This window comes from Pseudomonas sp. S1(2024), assembly GCF_046557535.1.
Genome location: NZ_JBKGFP010000060.1, coordinates 107,680 through 133,973, shown reverse-complemented (window position 1 = coordinate 133,973; position 26,294 = coordinate 107,680). Strand labels below are relative to the sequence as shown.

Here is a 26,294-nt window from a genome sequence, read left to right as displayed (position 1 = left end):
AACACGATGGCGAAGAAGGAAAGCACTCAGCACAAACTCGACCGCGTTCGCGCGCCTCGGGTCCATATCACCTACGACGTGGACATCGGCGATGCCATCGAGAAAAAGGAGCTGCCCTTCGTCGTCGGCGTACTGGGCGACTTTTCCGGCAACCCGCTGGAGCCGCTGCCCAAACTCAAGGACCGCAAGTTCGTCTACATCGACCGCGACAACTTCAACGGCGTGCTCAAGGGCATCAAGCCGCGCCTGACCTACCGCGTCGACAACACCCTGGCCAAGAACGGCACCCAGCTGGGCGTGGAGCTGAACTTCAACAGCCTCGAAGACTTCGAGCCACAGAACGTGGTCAAGCAGGTCGAACCGCTGCGCAAACTGCTGGAAGTGCGCAACAAGCTGGCCGACCTGCGCAACAAGATGGGCGGCAACGACAAGCTCGAAGAGCTGCTGATGGATGTGCTGCAGAACACCGAGAAGCTCAAGACCCTGGGCAAGGAATTCGGCCGTGAAGCCGAAGTGAAAGACCCATCCAGCAGCGATCGCGCCTGAGCAGGAGCCCGAACATGACCGACAAGCAAACCGCACCGCAACAGGCCGGCGACCTGGTCGAAGTGGAAAACTTCGCACCACAGCCCTCGCTGCTCGACAGCATCATTTCGCAAAGCCGCGTGGCCCGCTCCGACACCGAGCGCAACCGCACCCGTGACCTGATTGGCGAACTGGTAAACCAGGTGCTCGAGGGCGAGATGACCCCGAGCAAGGACCTGATCGCCGTGCTCGATTCGCGTATCGCCGAGATCGACGCGATGCTTTCCGAGCAGATGAACGAAATCATGCACGCCCGTGAGTTCCAGCAGCTGGAAGCCTCCTGGCGCGGCCTGAAATACCAGGTAGACCAGACCGAGACCAGCACCACGCTGAAGATCCACCTGCTCAATGCCTCGAAGAAAGACCTGGTACGCGACCTGAAGGCCGCCAGCGAATTCGACCAGAGCGCACTGTTCAAGAAGGTCTACGAAGAAGAGTACGGCACCTTCGGTGGCGCGCCTTTCGGCATGCTGATCGGTGACTACGAGTTCAACCGCAACCCCGAAGACATGTACCTGCTGGAGGAGATCTCGCACGTCGCCGCAGCAGCCCATGCCCCGTTCATTTCGGCCGCCTCCCCCGAGCTGTTCGGCTGGGACTCGTTCACCGAAATGTCCGGCCCGCGTGACCTGGCGAAGATCTTCGACACCGTCGAATACGCCAAGTGGAAGTCGTTCCGCGCTTCGGAAGACTCGCGCTACGTCGGCCTTACCCTGCCGCACGTGCTCGGTCGCCTGCCGTATGGCCCGGACACCACCCCGGTGGAGGAATTCAACTTCGTCGAAAGCGTCGATGGCCGCGACCACAACAAGTACCTGTGGATGAACGCTGCCTATGCCCTCGGCACCCGCGTTACCGATGCCTTCGCCCGCTACGGCTGGTGCGTGGCCATCCGCGGCGTGGAAGGTGGCGGCCTGGTCGAAGGTTTGCCAACCCACACCTTCAAGACCGACGACGGCGAAATCGCCCTCAAGTGCCCGACCGAAATCGCCATCACCGACCGCCGCGAAAAAGAGCTGTCGGACCTGGGCTTCATTCCCCTGGTGCACTGCAAGGGCACCGACTATGCCGCGTTCTTCGGCACCCAGTCGGCGCAGAAGCAGAAGCAGTACAACACCGACATCGCCAACGCCAACGCGCGCCTGTCGGCCCAACTGCAGTACATCTTCGCCACTTCGCGCATCGCCCACTACATGAAGGCCATCATGCGCGACAAGATCGGTAGCTTCGCCTCGCGCATGGATGTCGAGCGCTTCCTCAACCAGTGGCTGGCCAGCTACGTGCTGCTCGACGACACCGCCAGCCAGGAAGCCAAGGCCAAGTTCCCGCTGCGCGAAGCCCGCGCCGAGGTGTTCGAAGTGCCGGGCAAGCCAGGTGTGTACAAGGCCGTGACCTACCTGCGCCCGCACTACCAACTGGATGAGCTGACCGCTTCGCTGCGCCTGGTTGCCGAGCTACCACAGGGCGCGCGCGGCTGACAGGCCGGTGTGTACAGGGATGACACATGAGTAACCAGGCCCGCCTGCTGCCCTCGCTGCTCGACCGACTGCTGGACGACCGTCCGTACCAGTCGGCCGAGCCAGCCGTGCAACGCACCTGCTCGTTGAGCGAGTACAAGGCCAGCATCGTCCGTGACCTGGAGGTACTGGTGAACACTCGCCAGAGCCTGGTCGCCGAAGAGCTGGAGGGCTACAGCCAGCTCGGTGGCTCCATCCTCGAATACGGCATGCCCGACTTCATCAGCCGCAGCGTGCTGGACCCGCATGATCGGCGCCTGATCCAGCAGCAACTGGAACGGGCGATCAGCACAGGGGACCGACGTTTTCGCCGTGTCCGCGTGCAGCTGCTGGCCCAGCAGAACGGCCACCGCATGTTGACCTTCCGCGTGGACGCCGTGTTGCGTCTGCAGGACATCAGCCGCCAGGTGTCATTCGACGCCGTGCTGCAGGTCAACACCCAGGAATACAAAGTGCAGAACCTCAACTGATGCTCGACGAACTGCTGCCCTACTACGAAAAGGAACTGTCGCACCTGCGCTTCCTCGGCCAGGAGTTTGCCGCGCAGTACCCGAAAATCGCTTCGCGGCTGTTGATCGAGGGCGACAACTGCGAAGACCCGCACACCGAGCGCTTGATCGAAGCGTTCTCGTTCCTGTCTGCGCGGGTGCACAAGAAGCTCGATGACGAGTTTCCGGAAATCGTCGAATCCTTCCTCGAGGTGCTGTACCCACACTACCTGCGCCCTACCCCATCGATGTCGATTGCCGAGCTGAGCCTGGGCAAGCACGAGAAAGTCACCGAAGCCTACCGGGTGGCGCGCCATACCGAGATACATGCCAATGCCGTGGAAGGTGTGGTGTGCAAGTTCCGCACCTGCTACCCGGTAGAGCTGTGGCCGATTGCCGTGCAGCAGGCCTCGTTCGCCGAACTGGAGCGTTCGGCCTTCAACGGCCACAGCGCCGACCTGGTCGCACGCCTGCGCATCCGCCTGGCAGCCACCGGCGATGCCCTGTTCGGGCAGATGGAACTGGACCGCCTGCGGTTCTTCCTCGACGGCGAGGCGACCCTGATACTGCAGCTGTACGAGCTGCTGTTCAACAACCTGGCCAAGGCCACCCTGAGCTTCCAGGACCAGGGCCGCAGCCGCGAAGTGGCCTTGCCGGCCGATGCCCTGAAAGCCGTGGGCTACGCCCGTGACGAAGGCCTGGTGGACTACTCCGAGCGCTCGTTCCTGGGCTACCGCCTGCTGCACGAGTACTTCACCTTCCCCGACAAGTTCATGTTCTTCGACCTGAACGGCTTTGCCCGCATTCTTCAGGGCAAGGCCATCGAGCAGGTCGAGATCAACTTCTATTTCTCCGACTACGACCTCAGCGAGCGCCTGGCGCGGCTGACCCAGAACATCGGGCGCAACAACTTCAAGCTCAACTGCACACCGATCATCAACCTGTTCCGCCAGCAAGCCGAGCCGATCAAGCTGACCCACACCCAGCACGAATACCCGGTCACTCCCGATACACGGCTGCACAACGCTGCCGAAGTCGTCTCGATCGACCGCGTACGGCGGGTGCGCAAACTCGGCGGCATCGACCAGGTCGCCACCTGCCACCCGTTTTTCGAACCCCGTGGCGAGCAGGACCCGCACAGCAGCTTCTGGGTGGCGCGCCGGCGCATCCAGGGTGACGCCACCGCCATGAGCATCCGCGTGGTCGACCGCGACCTGGAGCTGATCGACGCCAGCAGCGACACCCTCAGCATCGGCCTTACCTGCAGCAACCGCGATGTACCGCTGATGCTGCCGTTCGGGGGCGAACGTGGTGACTTCAACATTCCCGCCAACTCGGTGATCAAGGATATCCGCTGCCTGCGCAAGCCCACCGCCACGGTGCGTGTGCCCCTGGGCAAGGGCCTGATCTGGCGGTTGATCGCCCACCTGTCGCTGAACCATATGTCGCTGGTCAGCCAGGGCCGCGAAGTGCTGCTGGAGCTGTTGTCGCTGTACAACTACCGCAATGTTTCCGCCATTCGCAAACAGATCAACGGCATCAAGGCGATCAGCAGCGAGCCGGTGGTCGCACGCATCGGCCACCCGCGGCCGAACTTCGTACGTGGCGTCGGCATCACGCTGACCCTGGATGAAAGCCAGTTCATCGGCAGTGGCGTGTACCTGTTCGGCATGGTGCTGGACCACTTCTTCGGCCAGTACTGCTCGATGAACAGCTTCACCCAACTGACCCTGCGCACCCAACAACGAGAAAAGAGAGTCGTCCAATGGCCAGCACGCACCGGCGATCAGCCCCTGGTCTGATCGATCAGGCCCGAGCCGAGCCGCACCGATTCGAATTCTTTCAATTGGTGCGCCTGCTCCGCCTGCACTACAGCCGTACCGGGCGCATGGACCTGGCAACCCGGCCGCACGAAGACCCGCTGCGTTTTCGTACCCAGCTTTCGCTGGCGTTCCCGGCCAGCGAGGTCAGCGACCTGCACTTCGAGCGCGAAGGCAAGGTGTCGCCGGCCGGCTTGCCGCTGTCGGAAGTGCAGGTCACCTTCATGGGCCTGGTCGGGCCGTCAGGCGTACTGCCGCGCCCGTATACCGAGCTGCTGCTGGAGCGCCACGTGCAGTATCGCGACGATGCCGCCCACGCGTTTCTCGACATCTTCTCGCACCGCATGACCACGCTGTTCTACGAGGCCTGGCAGAAGTACAAATTTCATATCGAGCACGAGCGCAATGGCACTTCGGGCTTCGATGGCTACCTGCTCAACCTGGTCGGCCTCGGCCCGCGCGCGCAGCAACTCAAGTTCGAGCAGCAACCAACCGCGCTGCGCCGCGAGCTGTTCAGCTACTTTGCCGGCCTGCTCAGCCAGAAGCCGCGCAACGCGCTGAACCTCGAACGCATGCTCGGCTTCTATTTCTCGCTGCCGATCAAGGTCCGCCAGTTCGCCGGGCGCTGGCTGCACCTGCAGCCCGAACAATGCACCCAGCTTGGCCGCCGCAATGCCCAGCTCGGCCACAGCACCGTAGCCGGCAACCGGGTCTGGGACTACCAGTCGTGCATCCGCATCGAGCTGGGGCCGCTGAGCCTGGCCGATTACCAGCGCTTCCAGCCGGGCACCGCGTGCTACCGCAAGCTGGTCGAGCTGGTGCGCTTCTATATAGGCGCCGAACTGGATTTCGAAATTGCCCCGCGCCTCAAGCGCGAGGCGGTGCCACGCGCCCAGCTGGGCCGCAGTGGCAATGTCGCCCTGGGCTGGCTGGGCTGGCTCAAACGCCCTGGTCGTGACGCGGAGCCTTCGCGTTGCGCCGTCTTCCACATTCCTTACGATGGGGTCGCCTTGTGAACCTGAAGTCTCTGTTCGCCAAGCTCAACGAAACCAGCCGCACGGCCACGGAAAGCGCGGCGGCCCTGTGCCTGTCGGAGCACCATTACGACGTGGAGGTGGAGCACCTGCTGCTGCAGTTGCTCGATAACAGCGACAGCGACCTGGCGCCGATCCTGCGCCACTACGAAGTAGTCGCCGAGCGCTTGCAGGCGCAGCTGGTCACGGCCCTGGGCACCTTCAAGAAAGGTAATACCCGCACCCCGGCGCTGTCGCCGCACATCACCCGCATGATCGAACAGGCCTGGTTGCTGGCGTCGATCGAATACGGCGTCGGCCAGGTGCGCAGCGCTCACCTGCTGCAGGCCCTGCTCGACGATGCCGAACTGCGTCGCGTGGTGATCGCCTCGGCGCCGGAGCTGGAGAAAATCAACGCCGATGACCTGCGCCTGAACCTTGCGGCGCTGGTGGAAGGCAGCGCCGAGTCCCGGCAGGCCAGCCCGCTGGCCAGCCCTGCGGCGCCAGTGAACAGTGCGAGCAAGGCCGGCGGCAAGACCCCGGCGCTGGACCAGTACACGGTCAACCTCACCCAGAGCGCCCGCGAAGGCCGCATCGACCCGGTACTGGGCCGCGAGTTCGAAGTAAGGCAGATGGTCGATATCCTTACCCGCCGTCGGCAGAACAACCCGATCCTCACCGGCGAAGCCGGGGTCGGCAAAACCGCCGTGGTCGAAGGCCTGGCCCTGCGCATCGCCCAAGGTGACGTGCCGGCGGTGCTCAAGGATGTGGCCCTGCACACCCTCGACCTGGGCCTGCTGCAGGCCGGCGCCGGGGTCAAGGGCGAGTTCGAGAACCGCCTCAAGGCAGTGATCGAAGAGGTCAAACGCAGCCTGCACCCGATCATCCTGTTCATCGACGAAGCCCACACCCTGATCGGTTCCGGTGGCCAGGCCGGGCAGAACGATGCCGCCAACCTGCTCAAACCGGCCCTTGCCCGTGGCGAGCTGCGCACCATCGCCGCCACTACCTGGGCCGAATACAAGAAGTACTTCGAGAAGGACGCCGCCCTCGCCCGCCGCTTCCAGGTGGTCAAGGTGGAAGAACCCGACGAAGACAAGGCCATCCACATGCTGCGCGGCCTGCTCGGCAAGATGCGCGAACACCATAAGGTAGCGGTGATGGACGAAGCGCTGGTGCAGGCCGTGCGCCTGTCCAACCGCTACATCACCGGCCGCCAGCTGCCCGACAAGGCGGTCAGCGTGCTCGACACCGCCTGCGCGCGCATTGCCCTGGCGCAATCGTCGCAACCTGGCGCCCTGGAAGACTGCCGCCGCCAGATTGACAACCTGCAGGCCGAAATCGCCGTGCTCGGCCACGAAGCCGGCAAAGGCCACGACCACACTCGCCGCCTGGGCGAGCTGCAGGCTGCCCTGCAGGCCGAGCAGCAGCGGGAGCAGCAGCTGAACACGCAGTGGCAACAGGAGCTGGAACTGGTCGAACAGCTCAAGGCGCTGGACGCCGCCAGCGAGGCCGATGCCAAGCAGCTCAACGCCCTGCGTGCCGAACTGGCCCGCGTGCAAGGCGACCAGCCCCTGGTCCATGCCCTGGTCGACAGCGGCGCCATCGCCCAGGTCATCAGCGGCTGGACCGGTATCCCGCTGGGCAAGATGCTGCGTGACGAGATCGACACCGTGCAGCGCCTGCCGGCCCTGCTTGGTGAGCGCGTGCTGGGCCAGGACCACGCCCTGCACGAGATCGGCAAGCGCATCAAGATTTCCCGCGCACGCATGGAAGACCCGAACAAACCGATCGGTGTGTTCCTGCTGCTCGGCCCCAGCGGCGTCGGCAAGACCGAAACCGCGCTGGCCCTGGCCGATACCCTGTACGGCGGTGAACGCAACCTCATCACCATCAACATGTCCGAGTACCAGGAAGCCCACACCGTTTCGAGCCTCAAGGGCTCGCCACCCGGCTATGTCGGCTATGGCGAAGGCGGCGTGCTGACCGAGGCGGTGCGCCGCAAGCCGTACAGCGTGGTGTTGCTCGACGAGGTGGAAAAAGCCCACCCCGACGTGCTCGAACTGTTCTTCCAGGTATTCGACAAGGGCGTGCTGGACGATGGCGAAGGCCGCGAGATCAATTTCCGCAACACGGTGATCATCCTCACTTCCAATACCGGTACCGAGCGCATCATGCAGACCTGCCTGAACGCCACCGAGCTGCCGACGCCCGCAGCGATCGTCGAAGACCTGCGTGACCAGCTCAACCATGTGTTCAAGCCGGCCTTCCTCGGCCGCCTCAGCATCGTGCCGTTCTACCCGGTGCAGGACCAGATCCTCGAGCGCATCGTCGCCCTCAAGCTCGAACGCATCGCCAAGCGCTTCGCCCGCAACCACCAGGCCGAGCTCAGCTACGACCAGGCGTTGGTCAAGGCCATCGCCGCGCGCTGCACCGAGGTCGACAGCGGTGCGCGCAACATCGACAACATCCTGTCCCAGACCCTGATGCCCGAGCTCGCCCAGCGCGTGCTCGAGCGCATGGCCCAGGACACGCCGATCCAGCGTCTTGCGATCGAGCTGGGCAGCGATGGCGATTTCGCCTATCGCGTGGCCTGACCAGTACACGGAGGTTTTGCCGTCATGCAACACAAGCACACCGCCCTCAAACGCCTGACCACAGCGGCCTTGCTGGTGGCGCTGGCCGGCTGCGGGGTCACCGACCGTATCGGCAAGCGCATGGAAGACAGCTGGGCGGCCGACATGCTGGCCGACAGCGAAAAGGTCATCCTGACCTCCGACGGCGGCAACCAGCTCAACCCCGATGCCGAGGGCAAGCCGCTGTCGGTGGTGATGCGCGTGTACCAGCTGACCGACCTCGAACGCTTCGCCGCGACCGATGCCGAGACCCTGTGGGACACCCCGGAAAAGGCCTTGGGCAACACCCTGGTGGAAGCCCGCGAAATCACCCTGCTGCCGGGCATCGGCCAGATCGACCAATGGCCACTGGCCAAGAGCGCTCGCTACGTCGGCGTGGCAGCGTTCTTCCGCAACGAACAGGACGCACGCTGGAAGGTCGCCTTCGACGCCAACTCGCTGCGCAAGGACGGTATCTGGTTCTCTTCCGACGGCCTGCGGGTGCTGGTGGACAACACCGAAATCAGCGCCATGCGTGGCGTCGACGTACTGAACAAACCGCCGACCGCCGACCAGCTGGTAGCCGCGCAGAAGGCCCGGGACAGCGCACCGACGCTCACCGACAAGGTGCAGGACGCCGTGCTCGACAAGGCCAGCGATGCCGCCGGCAAATCGGCACAGAACACCATGGATTCAACCTTCAACTCTTTAGTGGATAGCGTCAAATGAGCAAGCAGAGCCGGGTGATGTGGTCGGAAGGCATGTTCCTGCTGCCCCAGCACTTCCAGTACCAGGATGAGTTCCACCAGCACCAGCTGGCCGAGGCGACCTTGCGCACCACCCCATTCCATTGGGGTGTGCAGGTACTGCAGGTGGATGAGGACGCCCTGGCCAACGGTTCGCTGCAGCTCAAGCGCCTCAAGCTGGTGTTCCCGGACGGCAGCCTTTACGACGCACCGCAGCACGACCCGTTGCCGGCCGCCCGCGACCTCAAGGACCTGCTCAAGGCCAACGACCTCAAGGTCCATGCTGCCTTGAAGCTGCCCGAGCCATTCGGCCTTAACTATGTCGAGGACGGCCAGGAACACAAGGCCGCGCGGCGTTTCCGCAAGCAGTTCGATACCCTGCCCGACCTCAATGAAGGCGAGCTGGAAAACGAAATCACCAGCCTGCGCCTGAACGTGGTGCTGCTGGTGGACGGTGACAGCCTGGACGGCTACAGCCACTGCCCGCTGGCCAGGCTGACCCGCAACAGCATGGGCGGTTTCAATCTCGACCCGCATTTCGTCCACCCCACTCTGCATCTGGGCAGCCACGAGACCCTGGCCGGCATCGGCAAGCGCCTGCTCGGTGCCCTGCAGGCCAAGAGCAAGGCCCTGTCCGGCCGACGCCGCGAACGCGCAGACCAGATCGCCGAGTTCGGCTCCAGCGACGTAACCCTGTTCTGGCTGCTGAACACCGTCAACCGCGCCCACCCGCAGCTGGCCCATCTGCTGGCGCACCCGCGCCTGCACCCCGAGCGCCTGTACCTGTTCCTTGCCGACCTGGCGGGTGGCCTGCTGACGTTCACGCTGGACACCCAGCTCAGCGACATCCCCGAATACGACCATCACGACCCAGCCGCGTCGCTGGTCAAGCTCGACGAGATGATACGGGTGATGCTCGACAACGTGGTGCCCAACCAGTGCATCGTCATCAACCTCAACCAGACCAAGCCGTCGTACTGGCAGGGCCAGTTGCACGATCCACGCCTGACCGAGGCCGACTTCTATATCTCGGTCCATGCCGACATGCCTGGTGCCAGCCTGCTGGAGCTGGTACCGCGGGCATTCAAGGTCGGCTCGCCGGAAGACATCGAGGTGGTGGTCAACAGCGCGATGCCCGGCGTCACGCTCAACCATGCCGCACGGCTGCCCAACGCAATACCGGTGCGCCTGGACAACCAGTACTTCGCCATCGAGCCGCATGGCCATGTCTACGAGCGAATGATGAATGCCCAGACCATCTGCTTCTACGCGCCCAGCGCCTTTACCAACCTCAAGCTTGAACTGATGGCGGTGCTCAAATGACCGAAGCCGTATTGCAACAGGGCGCCGTCGCGGCCGCCAACGACAAACCGACGCTCAAGGACCTGGTCCAGGACTTCATCAGCATGGCCCTGATCGTGCGGCGTGGTCGTCAGGTCACCTCGGTGCCGGCCTTCGAAGCCAGCGTGGAACGCTTCTTCGCCAACCTGGAACGCGAAGCCCGCGCTGCCAACTACAGCGCCGAACAGGTCAAGGACACCCAGTACGCGCTGTGTGCCTTCCTCGACGAGAGCGTGCTGCGCGCGAGCGACAACCAGCTGCGCCAGCACTTCGAGCTGCAGCCGCTGCAGTTCCGCTACTTCGGCGTGCACCTGGCGGGTGAAGGCTTCTTCGAGAAGGTCGATGCGCTGCGTGCCGACGTCAAGCAGAACATCGATGTGCTCGAGGTCTACCACCTGTGCCTGGCCTTGGGCTTCGAGGGCAAGTTCAGCCTCGGCCAGAAAGACCAGCTGCGCTACCTGGCCAATACCCTGGGCCAGGATATTGCCCGCTACCGCAAGGCGCCCAAAGCACTGTCACCGGACTGGGCACTGCCCGACCAGGTGTCGCAGATGCTGCGCCACGAGGTGCCGCTGTGGGTTTACCTGGCGCTGATCGCGCTGGTCTGCGTCGCCGTGTACCTGACGCTGGACTGGTTGCTGGACAAGGACGTCGCCGCCCTTTCCGAACAAATCCGCCAGCTGTTCAGTGCCTGAGCAAACGTCAGGTAGCCGAGTCAGGAAGACATGAAAACATTACTGCGCCTTTTGAAGAATTTCTGGTTTCTCCTGCTGCTGCTGTGGCTGGCGAGCCTGTTGACCTGCTGGTTGGTCGCCCCGTTGCTGCCATGGCTGCAACAGCACCTGCCCGAAGCACTGGCAATCATCAGCGCCTGCTTCCTGCTGGTGATCGTGCTGCGCCAATACCAGCGCATTCGCGCCGAGCACAACCTGGAGAACCTGCTGCAGATCGAGGTTGATCGCTCGTGGAATGCCACTGGCGAGTTCCGTGACCAGCAGGTGCTGCGCGAACGCCTCAAGCATGCCATTGCCATGTTGCGCACCGACCGCTCCGCTGGAGGCGGTGGCAAGGCGGCACTGTCCGACCTGCCCTGGTACCTGGTGGTCGGCATGTCGGCGGCCGGCAAGACCTCGCTGCTGACCCATTCCGGCCTGTCGGCCAGCATTGCCACGGCCAACGACAGCGAAAGCGGCACCCAGCACTGCGACTGGTACTTCAGCCCCGACGCGGTAATGATCGACACCGCCGGCCGCTATCTGCGCGATGACCAGTCGGCCAGCGAGTTCTCGGCCTTCCTGCGCATGCTGCGCAAGCAGCGCGGCAAGGCGGCGATCAATGGCCTGATCATGGTGGTCAGCCTGCCCGAGCTGCTGGCGGCCAACAGCGACGAACGCAATGCCCTGGCGGCCCAGCTGGTGGCGCGGGTGGAAGAATACGCCGAGTGCCTCGACGCCAACCCGCCGGTCTACCTGATGCTGAGCAAGACCGACCAGTTGCCGGGCTTCAGCCAGGCGTTCGACGGCCTTGACCTGCATGAACGCCAGCAACCGCTGGGCATGACCTTCGGCCTGTCGGAAATCCGCAACAACGGCCTGCGCGCCGTGCTGCAGACGCGCCTGGGCAACCTGCAGAACCACATTCGCCAGCATGTCGACGCGCAGGTGATCGCCCTCGGTGCCGAAGCCGACAGCACCCTGCTGAACTTCCCGCAATACTTCGCCGCACTCAGCGGTGTCCTCGAGCAGTTCCTGGAGCACTTCACCCGCGGCCATCGCGGCGGTGCCCCGCTGCTGCTGCGCGGCCTGTACTTCACCAGTGCCCTGCAGACCGGGCAGCAGCTGGGGCAGGTATACGAAGACGTCATCGCCGACGAATTCGCCCTGCAAGCCGCCTACGATGAGCACACCGAGAACGTCGGCAAGGCCGCGGGCAACCGCAGCTACTTCATCACCGACACCTTCCGCCAGGTGATCTTCCCCGATCGCGACCTGACCCTGTACCAGTCGCGCCTGGGCCGCCAGGCTGCGTTCAGCCCGCTGCTGCTGGGCCTGGCCGCCGCCACCGGGTTGCTGTTCATCGGTTGGCAGGCACTGTCGTTCACCAATAACCGCCAATGGCTGGACAGCCTGCGCGGGCAGCTGGCGCAGATCGAGCAGGCAGAAGACCGCGAGCAGCAGCTGGCCGCTGGCAAGGGCCTGGAAGTGCTGCGCGAACAGATGGCCCGCGTCGAAAACCATCGCCTGCAGGGTGTACCACTGCAGTTGGGGGGTGGCCTGTACCATGGCGAAGCCATCCACCAGGTGACTCGCACCGCCTACCTGGCGCAACTGCGCAGCCAGGCGCTGGAGCCGATCGCACGCAGCCTGCAAGTGCAGATGCGGGCCTTCAACACCTTCGCCAACGGTATCAACCAGGAGCTGGAATTCACCCCGGCCCCGACACCGAAAAAACGCAATGGCAAGCCGCTGGCCCCGGCCATTGCAGCCAAGGCCCAGGCTGCGCTGGGCAACAGCCGCGCCGGTGCCTATGCCGCCAAGGTCAACCTGGCCACGGCCAGCGATGCCGCCGAGCTGTCTGCCACCACCGGTGGCCTGTCACTGTCCGAAGAAATGCTCGGGCGCCTCGACGAACAGCAGGTGGCCTCGATCATCGATGCCTACAACACCCTCAAGCTGTACCTGCTGCTGACCGAGCCCCAAGGCCATCCGGACCCGGCCTTCGTCGCTGCCAACCTGCCCCAGGCCTGGGCCAGCGCCGCCACCGAAGGCACTCCGGCCGACGCAGCCGTGATCGCAGAAAATGCCCCGCTGTACGTACAGTTGCTGGAACAAGGCCAGGCGCCGTCGTTGCCGCGTAACGAACAGCTGATCAACGAAACCCGGCAAAACCTCAAGTCGTTCATGATCTCCAGCTCGCTGGTCGATCGCGAGTACCTGCGCCTGCAACTCGAGTCGAGCCGCCAGTTCCCGGCACTGAGCCTGAACGACCTGGTGCCGCAACCGGGCCGCGCGTTGCTGTATGGCTCCGCTGGCGTACCGGCAATCTATACCCGCCAGGGCTGGGACACCTTCGTCAAGCCCGAACTGATCAAGCTGGTGTCGGGCAACCTGCGCAACGAGTCGGACTGGGTGCTGGACGGTGAAGGTGGCGATGCCATCGTGCAAAAGGCCAACTTCGTGCGCGAGTTCATGACCCGCTACAAACGCGACTACACCCAGGCCTGGTACAAGATGGTCAGCAGCGTGGGGGTACGCCACTTCGCCGACCTGGCCTCGGCCACCCAGCAGCTGGGGCTGCTCAGCGATGTGCAGAACTCGCCGGTAAAGAACCTGCTGGCGGCGGTCAATGACAACACCCAGTGGGACCTGCCGGTCAAGCACGCCATCCCGGCCCTCGGTAGTACCCGCGAAGACGGCTTCTGGAGCAAGGTCTCCGGCCTGTTCGACGACAAGGACGCCCTGCCCGCCAACGTCGCCCCGGCCCTGCCGGCGGTGGATGACGGCAGCCTGGCCAAGCGCTTCGAACCGGTGGCGCGGGTATTCGCCGAAAACAACGCCGAAGGCGCCGACAGCACCATCATGGACCGCTACCTGGCCGCCTTGCGCAAGCTCAAGGTGCGCATGAACAACATCCAGCGTTCGCAGGATGTGGGCAAGAGCAGCAAGCAGCTGATCAGCGAGACCCTGGAAGGCCAGCCGAGCGAAGTCACCACCGTGCGCAACTATGTGGAAAGCAGCGTCGACACCAGCCAGGACGGCCTGTCGCGCTCGCTGCAGGGGCTGTTCAGCCTGCCTATCCAGTATGCCTGGGCGACCCTGCGCGACCCGGCCGGCCAGCAGATCGCCAAGGCCTGGGCGCAGCAGATCGCCAAGCCTTGGGAACAGGTCATGGCGCACCGCTACCCGATTGCCGGCAGCAGCCGCAACGAGGCGTCGGTAAAGGACCTGCAGCGCTTCGTCGACCCCGACAGCGGCCTGCTGCCGGCCTTCAAGCGCAACGAAATCGGCAACCTGGCCGGGGGTGAAGGCCTGGGTGTGGGCGACGGCAAGGCACCGGCGCTGGTCAACCCAGGCATGCTCAACAGCATCGACAAGGCCAGCTCCGTGGGCCAGGTGATCGCCAGCCTGTCGGACCGTGACAACGGCTTCGAAATCATGCTGGAGCCTTCTGCCAACTTCACCGACATCGTGTTCACCCTCGATGGCCAGGAACAGCACTACCGCAACGGCCGCAGTAGCTGGAACCGCTTCGCCTGGCCGGGCACCAGCAACGCTCCGGGTGCCCGCCTGGATGTGGTCACCCTCAGTGGCGCGCGGGTCACCGTGTTCGACTTCCCCGGGCGCTGGGGCCTGCTGCGCATGAACGAAAGCGCCCGGGTCGAGGACCTGGACGGCATTCAGCAACGCTTCAGCTGGAACACCGCCAGCGGCCGCGTGAGCCTTGTAGTGCGCAACTTCGGTGGGGTGAAACTGACCGACCTGGGTGATGTCAAGGCGCTGAGCGCCCTCAACGACAGGGGCGCCCAATGATCGGTTGCTTCGGCAAGCTGCCGTCGAGCGCAGACTTCGTCAGCCTGCATGGCGCGGCGGAAGAAGTCTGCGAGTTCGACGCCTGGCTGCAGTCTGCGCTGGCGGCCATGCGCCACCGCGAAGACTGGCAGGCATTGTTCGACGCACTGCCGATGTGCTTCTTCAATTACCGCGCGAGCAACGGCAACTGGCTGCTGGGTGGCCTGCTCAGCTCGCGGGATGCCAGCCAGCGACGCTACCCGTTCTTCATCTTCCAGTTGCTCAAGGGCGAGGGAGCCACGATGCTGGTGAACCCGTTCACCCTCGGCGAGCTGTTCAGCGCGCAGATCAAGCCGATGCTGCACCAGGCGGTGCAGGGCGCTGACTGCGCCAGCCTGTTCGAACGCATCAAGGCCCTGCGGCCGCTGCAGGCCCAGGACCTCGACCTGTTCCGCCAGGTGCACGCCAAATTCCTCAAGGATTTCAGCTTGGCCGATGTCGCCCGCGCCCTGCTGCGCTCCTGGCCGGACTTCAAAAGTGACAAGGCGCTTGCGCTACTGCAGGCAAGCCGAGCCGTGCTGCACAACGATTTCGCCGGTGGCATCGAGCTGCCCTTGCCGGCCGAACGCGGGCTGAAAAACCCTACCGCCGACCTCTGGCTGACCTGGCTGACCCGCATGAGCCGGCAGCCCGGCGTGCCGGCGGTGAGCCTGCTGGCCGACGACTTCATGAAACCACGGCTGTACTGCCTGCCGTCGCGCCACGCCAACTGTGCCTACCGCCTGCTCAGTGGTTGCGCCGAAGCAGGTCAGCATCTGGAGCCGCTCGACCCGCTGACGGTAGCGCCACGGCTGCACGATTACGACCGATCTCTTGAACATGTCATCGGCCAATTCGTCGATGCGCTGGATGCGACGCCTGTATGAACAAGATCAAGTACTACTGCCTGCGCTACCAACCCTACCTGCTGGGAGTGGCGTTCTTCCTGGCGATCTTCCTGGTCTGGGCCATCGGTTGCGCCCTGGGCTTCGCCTCGCTGCATAGCCTGCTGGCCGGGATCGGCGTGTTTCTGCTGCTGTCGGCAGGCTATGTACTGCTGCTTTATCGCGGCGCCGGCCAGCACCACAACCTCGAAGGGTTACTGCGCGACGATGCCGACCAGGCGGTACTCAACGCCACCCCCGCCGACCGCGAAGAAGTAAGCCTGCTGCGCGAACGCCTGCTGCAGAGCATCGAGCGCCTGCGCAGCAACACACCTCGCGGCACCTCGGCCAAGGACGCGCTGTACGCCCTGCCCTGGTACCTGGTGATCGGTCAGCCGGCCGCCGGCAAGAGCACGATGATCCTGCAGTCGGGCCTGAACTTCCCCTATGCCGAACGCGAAGGCGCACGGGTTGCGGGGCTTGGCGGCACGCGCAACTGCGACTGGTTCTTCAGCTCCGAAGCCGTGCTGCTGGATACCGCCGGACGCTACATGAACAGCCCCGAAGAAGCCGGCAAGTGGCGCGGCTTCCTGCAGCTGTTGCGCCAGCATCGCCAACGCCGCCCTCTCAACGGCTTGATCGTCAGCGTCAGCATCGCCGACATCCTGCATGGTTCGGCCGAGGACCAGGAGCGCGTGGCCAAGCGCCTGCGTGAACGGATCCAGGAAAGCTGCGCGCTGCTGGAAGTGCGCCTGCCGATCTACCTGGTGTTTACCAAGTGTGACCTGATCCCCGGCTTCACCCCGTTCTACCGCCAGCTGGATGACGCTGCGCGTGGTGAAGTGATGGGCAAGACCTTCTCGCACAAGGGTTACGCGCAGGCCGACTGGGGCCAGCGCTTCGGCAAGGCGATGGACGAACTGACCGGTTACTGGCAGCAGGTGGCGAACCAGCAACTGGTGCAGCAAGATATTCAGGTAACCCGGCAGAACAATGCGGCCTATCGCTTCCCGCTGGAGCTGGCCGCACTCAAGCCGCGCCTGCAACAATTTGTCGACAGCCTGCTGCGCGCCAACCCGTACCAGAACGCCGAAATGCTGCGCGGTTTCTATTTCACTGCCGCACTGCAGGCCGACGAAGCCCTGTGGGGCAGCCACGGCCAGCATGTGGCCGAACGCTTCGCCCTCGAACATGCCGAAGGCACCGCCACTGCCGTCAGCCAGCCGGCGCCGCTGTTCATCAACAGCCTGTTCCGCAAGGTGATCATCCCCGACCAGCACCTGGTGGCGCTGTACACCAGCAACACGCGGGAGCGCCGGCGCAAGGCGGGCTGGGTTGCCGCCACCGGCCTGGCAGCCCTGGTGCTGTGCAGCCTGTGGGGCTGGTCGTACCTGAACAACCGCGCCACCCTGGCCAGCATCGCCGGCGAACTGGCCCAGGCCAAGGCCGACGACCAGGCTGCCCGCGGCCAGTACGCCGCCTGGCATAGCCTTGACCGCTTGCGCTTCTGGGCCGAGCACTACTATCGGCAGCACCGCGAACAGGGCGTGCCGCTGGGCATGCGCCTGGGCCTGTACCAGGGCCATGAGGTCGAGCCGCTGCTGCGCAGCCGTTACTTCGCCACGCTGCAGAACGTGATGCTCAAGCCCACGGCAGACAACCTGACCCGCACCCTGTACCTGCTGACCACGATCAAGGTGTACCAGCGCAACACCCGCGAACTGCAGCCTGTGAGCGGCGTGGACAGCGTCGAGGCCGAGGCGCTGCCACATGACAACCGCGCGCAGTCGATCGCCGACTTCGGCAAGGCGGCGCTGGATACCTACGTGATGCTCTCGCCGGCCCGACGCGAAAACGCCGACCCGGCGTTTCTCAAGGCGCACCTGCCCGACTACTGGTACCCGGCCATCGCTCGCCATACCGGCAAGAGCATGGCCGCGGCCGCCAGCGAGGCCGGCGGCAACCAGGACTACCTGTACGCCAGCCGCCAGATCACCTTCTACAGCGACCAGATTCGTGAGCCGGATGTGCCGCGTATCCTCGACAACGCCTTCCTGATGTCCAGTTCGCGCAATTACATCGACAGCCTGCGCGCCCAGTCGCTGCGTTCGATCGAGACCATCACGCTGGAGTCCGACACCCTGTTCGCCTTCGGCCGCGCAGACTTCCAGAGCCTGAAGAGCGAAGGCCAGAGCCAGCTGAGCGCGATCGCCAGCAAACTGCTGAACACGCCCAACATCGGCAAGATCATCATTTCCGGCCACGCCGACCAGCTCGGCGACAGCCAAGGCAACCTGCAGGTTTCCAAACAGCGGGCGCAGACCATTCGCACCTACCTGGTCGGCAAGGGCGTACCTGCCGAACTGGTGGTCGCCCAGGGCGAAGGCAGCCGCAAGCCGCTGGTCAACTGCGACCTGCAGCAACCGCGGGCGCAACTGATCAAGTGCCTGGAGCCCAACCGCCGGGTGGAAATCGAAGTACGCGGGCTCAACTGAAGCCCGCTGCAAGAACCGGCTACCCGGGCCTCACAGGAGGAGGCCCGGGTAGCGGAAAGCTACCTCTGCCGACAGGTTCGGCGAGGTCAAAACCAAGGGGCGCATGAGCAACCCTTTAAATGTTGTTAATGGAGAGTTTCACAATGGCATTTGACGCGTATATCCAAATCGACGGCATCCCGGGCGAAGTACTGGATGCAAAGCACAAGGACTGGATCGAAGTGCTGGGCTACGAGTACGGCGCCACCCAGGCCACCTCGGCTACCGCCAGCTCCTCGGGCGGTGCGTCGTCCGAGCGTGTTGCCCTGAGCGACTTCAAGATCCGCAAGGCGGTCGACAAGGCTTCGGCCAAGCTGTTCGAACACTGCTGCACCGGCAAGCACATCGCCAAGCTGAAGCTGAACGTGAACCGCGCCGGTGGTGACAAGGTCACCTACCTGACCATCGACATGGAAGAAGTCGTGGTGTCCTCGGTGCGCTTCATCGCCGGTGGCAACCAGAACGGTGAAGACAAGGCTGTGAGCGACCTGCCGGTCGAAGAAATCAGCTTCAACTTCGCCCGCATCAAGACCACCTACACCCAGCAGAACCGCACCGACGGCCAGGCTGGCGGCAACATCGTCGGCGGCTGGGACCGCACCGCGAACAAAGTGTTTGCCTGATAACCTGCGTACCCGGGGGCCGCTACGGCGGCCCACATCCCACAGCGTGCCAGGTGACCTGGCACGCTGTTCATCTGCCATGACCAGAGTGTTTTATGCCTGAAATCCTCAATGACCTTTCGCTGGCAACGCTGACCGCACCCATCGAGGGTGGCAGTGGCGAAGACTTGAGCTTCTCTGCCTTGTTCGACCAGATCAAGGAGGCGCGCCGGGCAGACCCTGACTACCTGACCCAGGGCGACTGGCAAACCGACCTGAAGACCGCCGACTGGGAGCAGGTGGTCAACCTGTCGGCCCAAGGGCTGGCGCAGCAAAGCAAGGACCTGATGCTGGTAGCCTGGCTCAGCGAAGGGTTGGCCCAGCGTGAACATTTCGAAGGCATCACCTTTGGCCTTCGGCTGACCGAACAGGTACTGGAAGCATTCTGGGACACGCTGTACCCAACACTCGAAGATGGCCTGGACGAACGCGCTGCGCGGCTGTCCTGGCTGAAGACCACGCTCACCGACATTGCCGGTGGCTTGCCCATTACCCAAGGGCAGAATTTTGGCGTGTTGCGCTATGACGAATCACGCTACGTAGAAAACCTTGCCTTGCAGAGCCCCAAGGCAATGCAGACCGCGCTGAACGAAGGCAAGATCAACGCCGAAATCTTCCAGCGCTCGGTGGCGCTTAGCGACACCGAACACCTGCGCACCAAGGCCCTGCAGATCGCCGCCAGCCTGGAGGCCTGCAAAGCCCTGCAAGCCAGTGCCGACCGCCTGTTCGGCCATGAGGCGCCCAGCTTTGCCAGCCTTGCCGACATGCTGTCGCGCGCCAGCCAGCTGGCTGAAAAACTGCTCAAGGACCGCGGTGTCGAACTGCACCCCGCCACTGTCGCAGCGGCAGAACCCGAAGCCACTGTTGCCCCCACCAGCGAAGCAGGTGAACCGATGAACACACCCGTCCAGGCCACCACGCCTGCGCCGATGCGCACGACGCCCCTGACCCGCGACGAAGCCTTCACCATGCTTGCGGGTATCGCCCAGTTCTTCAAGCAGAGCGAACCGCAGAGCCCGGTGCCTTACCTGATCGAACGCGCCATCAAGTGGGGCAACATGCCGCTGGAAGGCTGGCTGAGCGATGTGATCAAGGACAGCAACGTGGTGGACAACATTCGCGACGTGCTGGGCACCCGCGAGCCAAGATCCTGATGCTGTGGGAGCGGGTTTACCCGCGAAGAGGCCGGTACAGGCACCACAAATACTGCTAACGTGAGTGCTCTCAACCGCCAAGGACCGCTCAGATGCCGCCACGTTCACCCGCCCCCACCGGCTTCATTCGCGTTCGTGGCGCCCGCGAGCACAACCTGAAGAACATCGATGTGGATATCCCTCGCGACGCGCTGGTGGTATTCACGGGAGTGTCCGGCTCGGGCAAGTCCTCGCTGGCCTTCTCCACCCTCTACGCCGAAGCCCAGCGCCGCTACTTCGAATCGGTGGCGCCCTATGCCCGGCGCCTGATCGATCAGGTCGGCGTGCCGGACGTCGACGCCATCGAAGGCCTGCCGCCGGCCGTGGCCCTGCAGCAGCAACGCGGCACGCCGAGTGCACGTTCCTCGGTGGGCAGCGTGACTACACTGTCCAGTTCGATCCGCATGCTCTACTCCCGCGCCGGCAGCTACCCGGCCGGGCAACCGATGTTGCATGCCGAGGACTTCTCGCCCAACACCCCGCAAGGTGCCTGCCCGGAGTGCCATGGGCTGGGGCGGGTCTATGAAGTGAGTGAAGCGACCATGGTCCCCGACCCGTCGCTGACCATCCGCGAACGGGCCGTAGCGGCCTGGCCGATGGCCTGGCAGGGGCAGAACCTGCGGGACATTCTGGTGACCCTGGGCTATGACGTCGATACCCCCTGGCGCGACCTGCCCCAGCAGCAACGCGACTGGATTCTCTACACCGAAGAAACACCCACGGTGCCGGTGTATGCCGGCCTGACCCCGGCGCAGACCCGCGCTGCGCTCAAGCGCAAGCTCGAGCCGAGTTACCAGGGCACCTTCAGCGGTGCCCGGCGCTACGTGCTGCACACCTTCATGCACTCGCAGAGCGCGCAGATGCGCAAGCGTGTGTCGCAGTACATGCGCCCCAGCCCATGCCCGCAGTGCCAGGGCAAGCGCCTCAAGCGTGAGGCGCTGGACGTAACCTTCGCCGGCTGCGACATAGGCGAGCTGTCGCGGTTGTCGTTGCAGGCGCTGGCCGAGGTGTTCCGTCAGGTTGCTGCGCCAGGCTATCTGGAGCAGCACGACGGCAACCTGACCCTGGAAAAACGCCTCGCCGCGCAACGCATCGCCAACGAACTGCTCGAACGCATCGGCCCCCTGCTCGACCTGGGCCTGGGCTACCTGGCCCTGGAGCGCAGCACCCCTACCCTGTCCTCTGGGGAGCTGCAACGCCTGCGCCTGGCCACCCAGCTGAACTCGCAATTGTTCGGCGTGATCTACGTGCTGGACGAGCCGTCGGCCGGCTTGCACCCGGCCGACAGCGAAGCCCTGTTCGAAGCGCTGCGGCGCCTGAAGCAGGCTGGCAATTCGGTGTATGTGGTGGAGCACGACCTGGATACCATGCGTCGCGCCGACTGGCTGGTGGATGTAGGGCCTGCCGCTGGCGAGCATGGCGGCACCATTCTCTACAGCGGGCCGCCCGCCGGCCTGGCCCGGGTCGAGCAGTCATGCACCCGGGCCTACCTGTTCAGTACATTGGTCCAGGCCACGCGCACACCACGCCAGGCCCGCGACTGGCTGAAGCTCGAAGGCATCAGCCGCAACAATCTGCACGACCTCAGTGCCGCATTCCCGCTGGGTTGCTTTACCGCCGTCACCGGTATTTCCGGCTCGGGCAAGTCGAGCCTGGTCAGCCAGGCTCTGCTGGAGCTGCTGGGGGCGCACCTGGGCCATGCCGACCTGCGCAGCGAGCCTGAGGAGCAGAGCCTGGAAGATGAACCCGAACAGGCCAGCGGCGGGTTTGTCAGCGCCGGCCTTGGCAGCATCAAGCGCCTGGTGCAGGTCGACCAGAAACCGATCGGCCGCACGCCTCGTTCCAACCTGGCCACCTACACCGGCCTGTTCGACCATGTACGCAAGCTGTTCGCTGCCACCGAACAGGCCAAGGCACAAGGCTTCGATGCCGGGCGTTTCTCCTTCAACGTTGCCAAGGGGCGCTGCGAGAACTGCGAGGGCGAAGGCTTCGTCAGTGTCGAGTTGCTGTTCATGCCCAGCGTCTACGCGCCCTGCCCGACCTGCCATGGCGCTCGCTACAACCCGGAAACCCTGGCGGTGAGCTGGCAAGGCATGAACATCGCGCAGGTGCTGCAATTGACCGTCGACCAGGCCCTGCAAGTGTTCGCCGAGCAGCCAGCGGCGCGCCGCTGCCTGCAGGTGCTGCAGGACATCGGCCTGGGCTATTTGCGCCTGGGGCAGCCGGCCACCGAACTGTCCGGCGGCGAGGCGCAGCGCATCAAGCTGGCCACCGAGCTGCAGCGCATGGCCCGCGGGGCGACGCTGTATGTACTGGACGAACCTACCAACGGCTTGCATCCGCAAGACATCGACCGGCTGCTGGTGCAGCTCAACCGCCTGGTCGATGGCGGGCACAGCGTGGTGGTGGTCGAGCATGACATGCGGGTGGTCGCGCAGAGCGACTGGGTGATCGACATCGGCCCTGGGGCCGGGGATGCCGGGGGCCAGGTGGTGGTCAGCGGCACGCCGCAGGTGGTGGCCGGGTGTGCTGAAAGCCGCACTGCGGCGTTTCTGGCCAAGGCCTTGTAGCGCCTGCACCGGCCTCTTCGCGGGTAAACCCGCTCCTACAGGTACTTACACAGCTTGCAAGATCTGTGGTGACCCTGTGGGAGCGGGTTTACCCGCGAAGAGGCCAGCGAAGCACATGCAGAGATGCCGTCTTGCCATGATTGCGCCGCTCTAGCCCGTAGGTTCTAATCGCGCACGACCCGTTTGCCTTTGTCACTCAAGGAAGTGTCACCATGTACAGGAAGATCGTGCCGCTGGCGCTGTTGGCAACCCTGGCCGGTTGCTCGAACAGCGAGGAAACCAGCGAGGCCAGTTTCCAGAAGGCCGCCCAGGCCTACCTCGATACCCAGTACCCACACTGCTTCGTCATCAGTTCATTCCCGACCAAGACCCAGGACTTCGACCTCCATGGCACCAACAAGGCGTTGCATGCCCTGGCCCAGGTAGGTGTGGTCAGCGAAAAGGAGATCTCGCGCACCGAGGTGCCCGCCCGCCTGTGGCAAGCGGCACGCACGGACATCTACTACGCCTATGACCTCACCGACGAAGGCCGCAAGTATTACAAGGCAGATAACGGGCTGTGCTTCGGCAAGGCTCAGGTCACCGCGATCGAGCAGTTCAGTGAGCCGAGCGAGGTGACCGGGCAGAAGATGTCGAATGTGACCTATGCCTACAAGATCACCGGGTTACCGGCTTGGGCCGGGGATGACGGGGTCAAGGCCAGCATTGCCGAACTGGGCAAGGCGGTGGCCAGCAATGACGCACCGCTCAAGGAAACCCGGGCGATGGTGCTGACCAGCCAGGGGTGGCGGTTGCAGGAGAAATAGCCGTTTGCTTTACCGGCCTCTTCGCGGGCTCGCCCGCTCCCACAGGTGCACCACTGGTTTTGAGAGCTGCGCTGTACCTGTGGGAGCGGGCATGCCCGCGAAGAGGCCGGTACAAGCGGCTTACATCCACCAGGCCAGCACCACCGGCAACCAGGCAAACGACAGCACCGTGGAACACATCACCAGGTTCGCTACCTGCTCCGGCTCGCGGTTGGCGCGCACCGCCATCAGGTAATTGAACACCGCCACCGGCATCGCCGACTGCACCACCAGCACCGCACGCTCCAGGTTGCCCACGCCCAGCGCCGCACCTACCGCCCAGCCCACGGCAGCCCCCAGGCCAATGCGCAAGCCGCCCAGCAGCATGCCGCTGCCCACATGGCGCAGGCGAATGCTGGCCAGCGACACGCCCAGTGTCAGCAACATCAGCGGGATGGTCATGCCGCCCAGCAGGTCTGCGGTATTGGCCAGCCAGCGCGGCAACTCGAAATCGAGAAAGATGATTGGCATGGCACCGGCCAGGCTGATCACGATAGGGTTGCGCAGCAGTGCCTTGAACGAAGCCGCAGTACCGGAAATGGCCATGCCGAGGGTGAACTGCACGATCGACAGTGTCAGGAAGAACGCCACGGCCAAGGCCAGCCCGTGTTCGCCAAAGGCATAAAGGCTGATCGGCAGGCCCATGTTGCCGGTGTTGGGGAACATGAACGCCGGCAACAGCACACGCCAGTGCATGCCCGAAGCGCGGCACACCAGCAAGCCGGCCAGGGCCATGCCCAAGGTGCACAGCAGGCAGGCCATGGCCATGCTAGTGAAAGCGTTCGGGTCCAGCTCGGTGCGGCTGAGCGTGGACAGCACCAGCGACGGGGTGCCGACGGTCATCACCACCCGGGCGATGAATTCGGTGGGGTAGTCCAGGCCCTTGCGGGCCCAGGCATAGCCGATGCCGGCGACGATGAAAACCGGGGCCAGGACGGCGAACAGCGAAGCGAACATGGGGGCCTTCCTTGGGGGTGGGCCCCGCATTATGCCGCAGTCTTCGGGATTGCCGGGGCTGCTTTGCAGCCCAATCGCCGGCAAGCCGGCTCCCACAGGTACAGCGCCAAGCCTTGAGGTATCACCACCATGCGGGAGTAACTGTCTTGTGTTGCCTGTTCTGGCCTCATCGCCGGCAAGCCGGCCCCCATAGGTACTGCACAATGCTTGAGGGCGATGCAGTCGAGGTGGGAGCTGGCTTGCCGGCGATTGGGCCGCAAAGCGGCCCCGGGATGTCCGCCCAAGACGCATTCGTGTCGCCCACAGACTGCGGCGTCTCGTCGCACACCCAAGCCCCTTGGGCAAAACCGCGCAAGCCCGTAGAATCGCGCTTCCTTTTCGCCCGTCGCCTTGAACGGTGGCAACCGGCAACGTCGCATCCAGCCCAGGCACATCCGTGCAGCCACTCGGCCCCGTTCGGGTCGAGCCGGTGTGCGCGTCCGAAAAGGCGCTCATTCCGCTCATCCAACTAGAGGTACCTATGTCTCCGCGTTTGCTGGCCATGGCGCTGGCGCCCCTGCTCGGGCTGTTCATCATTGCCCTGGGCAACGGCTTCATGTCTTCCCTTACCACCCTGCGCCTGGGCGCTGCCGGCGAATCAGCCACCACCATCGGTGTGGTCTCCTCGACCTACTTCATCGGCCTGACCCTGGGTGCCATCTTCAACGACCGGCTGATCCTGCGCATCGGCCATATCCGCGCCTATACCAGCTTCGCCTCGCTGATCGCCGTGACCATCCTGCTGCAAGGCCTGTTCTACGACGTCACCTGGTGGTCGGTGCTGCGCCTGATCAACGGCTGGGCGGCAGTGGGCGTGTTCCTGGTGATCGAAAGCTGGCTGCTGCTGGCCGGTGACGCCAAGATCCGCGGCCGCTTGCTGGCGCTGTACATGATTGCCTTCTACGGCGCCGGGGTCATCGCCCAGGCCGGCCTTGGCGAAATCACCCAGATGGGTGACACCGCACCGTTCATGCTGGCCGGCGTGCTCGCCGCCCTGTCGGTACTGCCCATCGTGATCCTGCCGCGGGTGTCGCCACTGCTGGACCAGGTCGAACCGCTCAAGCCGCGCCAGTTGCTGGGCGTTGCGCCGTCGGGCCTGGTCGGCTGCTTCGGTTCGGGTGTGGCCATTGCCGGCATCTATGCCCTGCTGCCGCTGTACCTGCAGCGCATCGGCCTGGATGTGGGCGAGGTCGGCAACATGATGGCCTGGGTAATTCTGGGTGCCATGCTGCTGCAATACCCGGTCGGGCGCTGGTCTGACCGCAAGGACCGCCAGGATGTGCTGATCGCCCTGGCCGGGCTGTGCGTGCTGCTGTCGCTGGTGACGGTGTTCCTGCCGTCTGACTCGATCCTGCTGCCGGCCATGCTGTTCCTGCTGGGCGGTGGCGTGTTCACCCTTTACCCGGTGGCGGTCAGCCATGCGGCCGACCGCGCGCCATCGGATGCACTGGTGCCGATGATCCAGGGCCTGCTGCTGATCAACTCGCTGGGTTCGGCCATGGCGCCGGTGGCGATTTCGCCGATGATGACCGAGTTTGGCGAGGCCGGGTTGTTCTGGGCCTTTGCCGTGGTCAACCTGGCCATGGTGTGCTTCTTCATGTGGCGCCGAGGCAAGCGTCCGGCGGCAGAGCACCCGGCCCCGTTCACCGCTTCGACCACCTTCTCGCCGACCGGTGCCGAGCTGCGGGTGACCGAAGACCTGATGCACGCGGCGCAGGAGCACCCACCGCTGGAGCCGGTGGAGCCGGTGGAGAGTGCTGCGCCAGCGCAGGCGCAGCGTTCAGAATCGCATTGACTCCGGGGCTGCCTTGCAGCCCTTTCGCAACACAAGGCCGCTCCCACAGAAACCCCACCTGCTGAGTACCATACCTGTGGGAGCGGGCGCGCCCGCGAACACCGGCGCAGCCGGTGCCATCCACCGCGTCGCCTGCTTCGCGG

Annotated in this window: 18 protein-coding genes; 17 read left to right on the top strand and 1 reads right to left on the bottom strand. The window is 64.5% G+C overall.

What is annotated here, in order from left to right; translation table 11 throughout:
* Nucleotides 1-6: 6 nt before the first annotated feature.
* The 16 genes from tssB to ACLCGK_RS16310 all read left to right on the top strand — a co-directional run bounded on the left by tssB (nucleotide 7) and on the right by ACLCGK_RS16310 (nucleotide 23,321).
* Nucleotides 7-546: a type VI secretion system contractile sheath small subunit gene (gene tssB / locus ACLCGK_RS16385; RefSeq protein ID WP_024087179.1), complete on the top strand. Its 540-nt coding sequence runs from the start codon at nucleotides 7-9 to the stop codon at nucleotides 544-546.
* A gap of 14 nt (nucleotides 547-560) precedes the next feature.
* Complete coding sequence (gene tssC / locus ACLCGK_RS16380) at nucleotides 561-2,063, top strand: type VI secretion system contractile sheath large subunit (RefSeq protein WP_410952422.1); 1,503 nt, start codon at nucleotides 561-563, stop codon at nucleotides 2,061-2,063.
* A gap of 26 nt (nucleotides 2,064-2,089) precedes the next feature.
* Nucleotides 2,090-2,572 carry a type VI secretion system baseplate subunit TssE gene (gene tssE, locus ACLCGK_RS16375; protein ID WP_013972749.1) on the top strand — a complete coding sequence of 161 codons (483 nt, stop codon included), beginning with the start codon at nucleotides 2,090-2,092 and terminating at the stop codon, nucleotides 2,570-2,572.
* The gene (tssF, locus tag ACLCGK_RS16370) at nucleotides 2,572-4,392 is read left to right on the top strand and encodes a type VI secretion system baseplate subunit TssF (RefSeq protein WP_410952421.1); all 1,821 of its coding nucleotides are present in this window, start codon (nucleotides 2,572-2,574) and stop codon (nucleotides 4,390-4,392) included. The genes tssE and tssF overlap by 1 nt, the downstream gene beginning before the upstream one ends.
* The gene (tssG, locus tag ACLCGK_RS16365) at nucleotides 4,356-5,426 is read left to right on the top strand and encodes a type VI secretion system baseplate subunit TssG (RefSeq protein WP_410952420.1); all 1,071 of its coding nucleotides are present in this window, start codon (nucleotides 4,356-4,358) and stop codon (nucleotides 5,424-5,426) included. Before tssF ends, tssG begins: the two co-directional genes overlap by 37 nt.
* Nucleotides 5,423-8,020 carry a type VI secretion system ATPase TssH gene (tssH, locus tag ACLCGK_RS16360; protein WP_015270494.1) on the top strand — a complete coding sequence of 866 codons (2,598 nt, stop codon included), beginning with the start codon at nucleotides 5,423-5,425 and terminating at the stop codon, nucleotides 8,018-8,020. Before tssG ends, tssH begins: the two co-directional genes overlap by 4 nt.
* 24 nt (nucleotides 8,021-8,044) lie before the next feature.
* The gene (gene tssJ, locus ACLCGK_RS16355; RefSeq protein ID WP_410952419.1) at nucleotides 8,045-8,767 is read left to right on the top strand and encodes a type VI secretion system lipoprotein TssJ; all 723 of its coding nucleotides are present in this window, start codon (nucleotides 8,045-8,047) and stop codon (nucleotides 8,765-8,767) included.
* The gene (gene tssK, locus ACLCGK_RS16350; RefSeq protein WP_013972754.1) at nucleotides 8,764-10,107 is read left to right on the top strand and encodes a type VI secretion system baseplate subunit TssK; all 1,344 of its coding nucleotides are present in this window, start codon (nucleotides 8,764-8,766) and stop codon (nucleotides 10,105-10,107) included. Before tssJ ends, tssK begins: the two co-directional genes overlap by 4 nt.
* The gene (gene icmH / locus ACLCGK_RS16345; RefSeq protein ID WP_013972755.1) at nucleotides 10,104-10,820 is read left to right on the top strand and encodes a type IVB secretion system protein IcmH/DotU; all 717 of its coding nucleotides are present in this window, start codon (nucleotides 10,104-10,106) and stop codon (nucleotides 10,818-10,820) included. Before tssK ends, icmH begins: the two co-directional genes overlap by 4 nt.
* A gap of 30 nt (nucleotides 10,821-10,850) precedes the next feature.
* Nucleotides 10,851-14,654, top strand: a complete 3,804-nt coding sequence (locus ACLCGK_RS16340) for a type VI secretion protein IcmF/TssM N-terminal domain-containing protein (RefSeq protein WP_410952418.1) — start codon at nucleotides 10,851-10,853, stop codon at nucleotides 14,652-14,654.
* Nucleotides 14,651-15,559: a type VI secretion system-associated protein TagF gene (gene tagF / locus ACLCGK_RS16335; RefSeq protein ID WP_013972757.1), complete on the top strand. Its 909-nt coding sequence runs from the start codon at nucleotides 14,651-14,653 to the stop codon at nucleotides 15,557-15,559. Before ACLCGK_RS16340 ends, tagF begins: the two co-directional genes overlap by 4 nt.
* A complete protein-coding gene (gene tssM / locus ACLCGK_RS16330) occupies nucleotides 15,556-18,051 on the top strand; it encodes a type VI secretion system membrane subunit TssM (protein ID WP_410952417.1) in 2,496 nt (831 codons plus the stop codon). The genes tagF and tssM overlap by 4 nt, the downstream gene beginning before the upstream one ends.
* Before the next feature lie 143 nt (nucleotides 18,052-18,194).
* Complete coding sequence (locus ACLCGK_RS16325) at nucleotides 18,195-18,713, top strand: Hcp family type VI secretion system effector (RefSeq protein ID WP_013972759.1); 519 nt, start codon at nucleotides 18,195-18,197, stop codon at nucleotides 18,711-18,713.
* Between the two features lie 95 nt (nucleotides 18,714-18,808).
* The gene (tssA, locus tag ACLCGK_RS16320; protein WP_410952416.1) at nucleotides 18,809-19,906 is read left to right on the top strand and encodes a type VI secretion system protein TssA; all 1,098 of its coding nucleotides are present in this window, start codon (nucleotides 18,809-18,811) and stop codon (nucleotides 19,904-19,906) included.
* A gap of 92 nt (nucleotides 19,907-19,998) precedes the next feature.
* The gene (gene uvrA, locus ACLCGK_RS16315) at nucleotides 19,999-22,515 is read left to right on the top strand and encodes an excinuclease ABC subunit UvrA (RefSeq protein ID WP_410952415.1); all 2,517 of its coding nucleotides are present in this window, start codon (nucleotides 19,999-20,001) and stop codon (nucleotides 22,513-22,515) included.
* A gap of 212 nt (nucleotides 22,516-22,727) precedes the next feature.
* Nucleotides 22,728-23,321, top strand: a complete 594-nt coding sequence (locus ACLCGK_RS16310) for a hypothetical protein (protein ID WP_015270503.1) — start codon at nucleotides 22,728-22,730, stop codon at nucleotides 23,319-23,321.
* Between the two features lie 120 nt (nucleotides 23,322-23,441).
* Here ACLCGK_RS16310 and ACLCGK_RS16305 read toward each other — a convergent pair whose 3' ends face one another.
* A complete protein-coding gene (locus ACLCGK_RS16305; protein WP_410952414.1) occupies nucleotides 23,442-24,317 on the bottom strand; it encodes an AEC family transporter in 876 nt (291 codons plus the stop codon).
* Between the two features lie 520 nt (nucleotides 24,318-24,837).
* Between ACLCGK_RS16305 and ACLCGK_RS16300 the strand changes: the two genes are divergently transcribed.
* The gene (locus ACLCGK_RS16300; RefSeq protein ID WP_410952413.1) at nucleotides 24,838-26,151 is read left to right on the top strand and encodes an MFS transporter; all 1,314 of its coding nucleotides are present in this window, start codon (nucleotides 24,838-24,840) and stop codon (nucleotides 26,149-26,151) included.
* The last annotated feature ends 143 nt before the right edge of the window (nucleotides 26,152-26,294 follow it).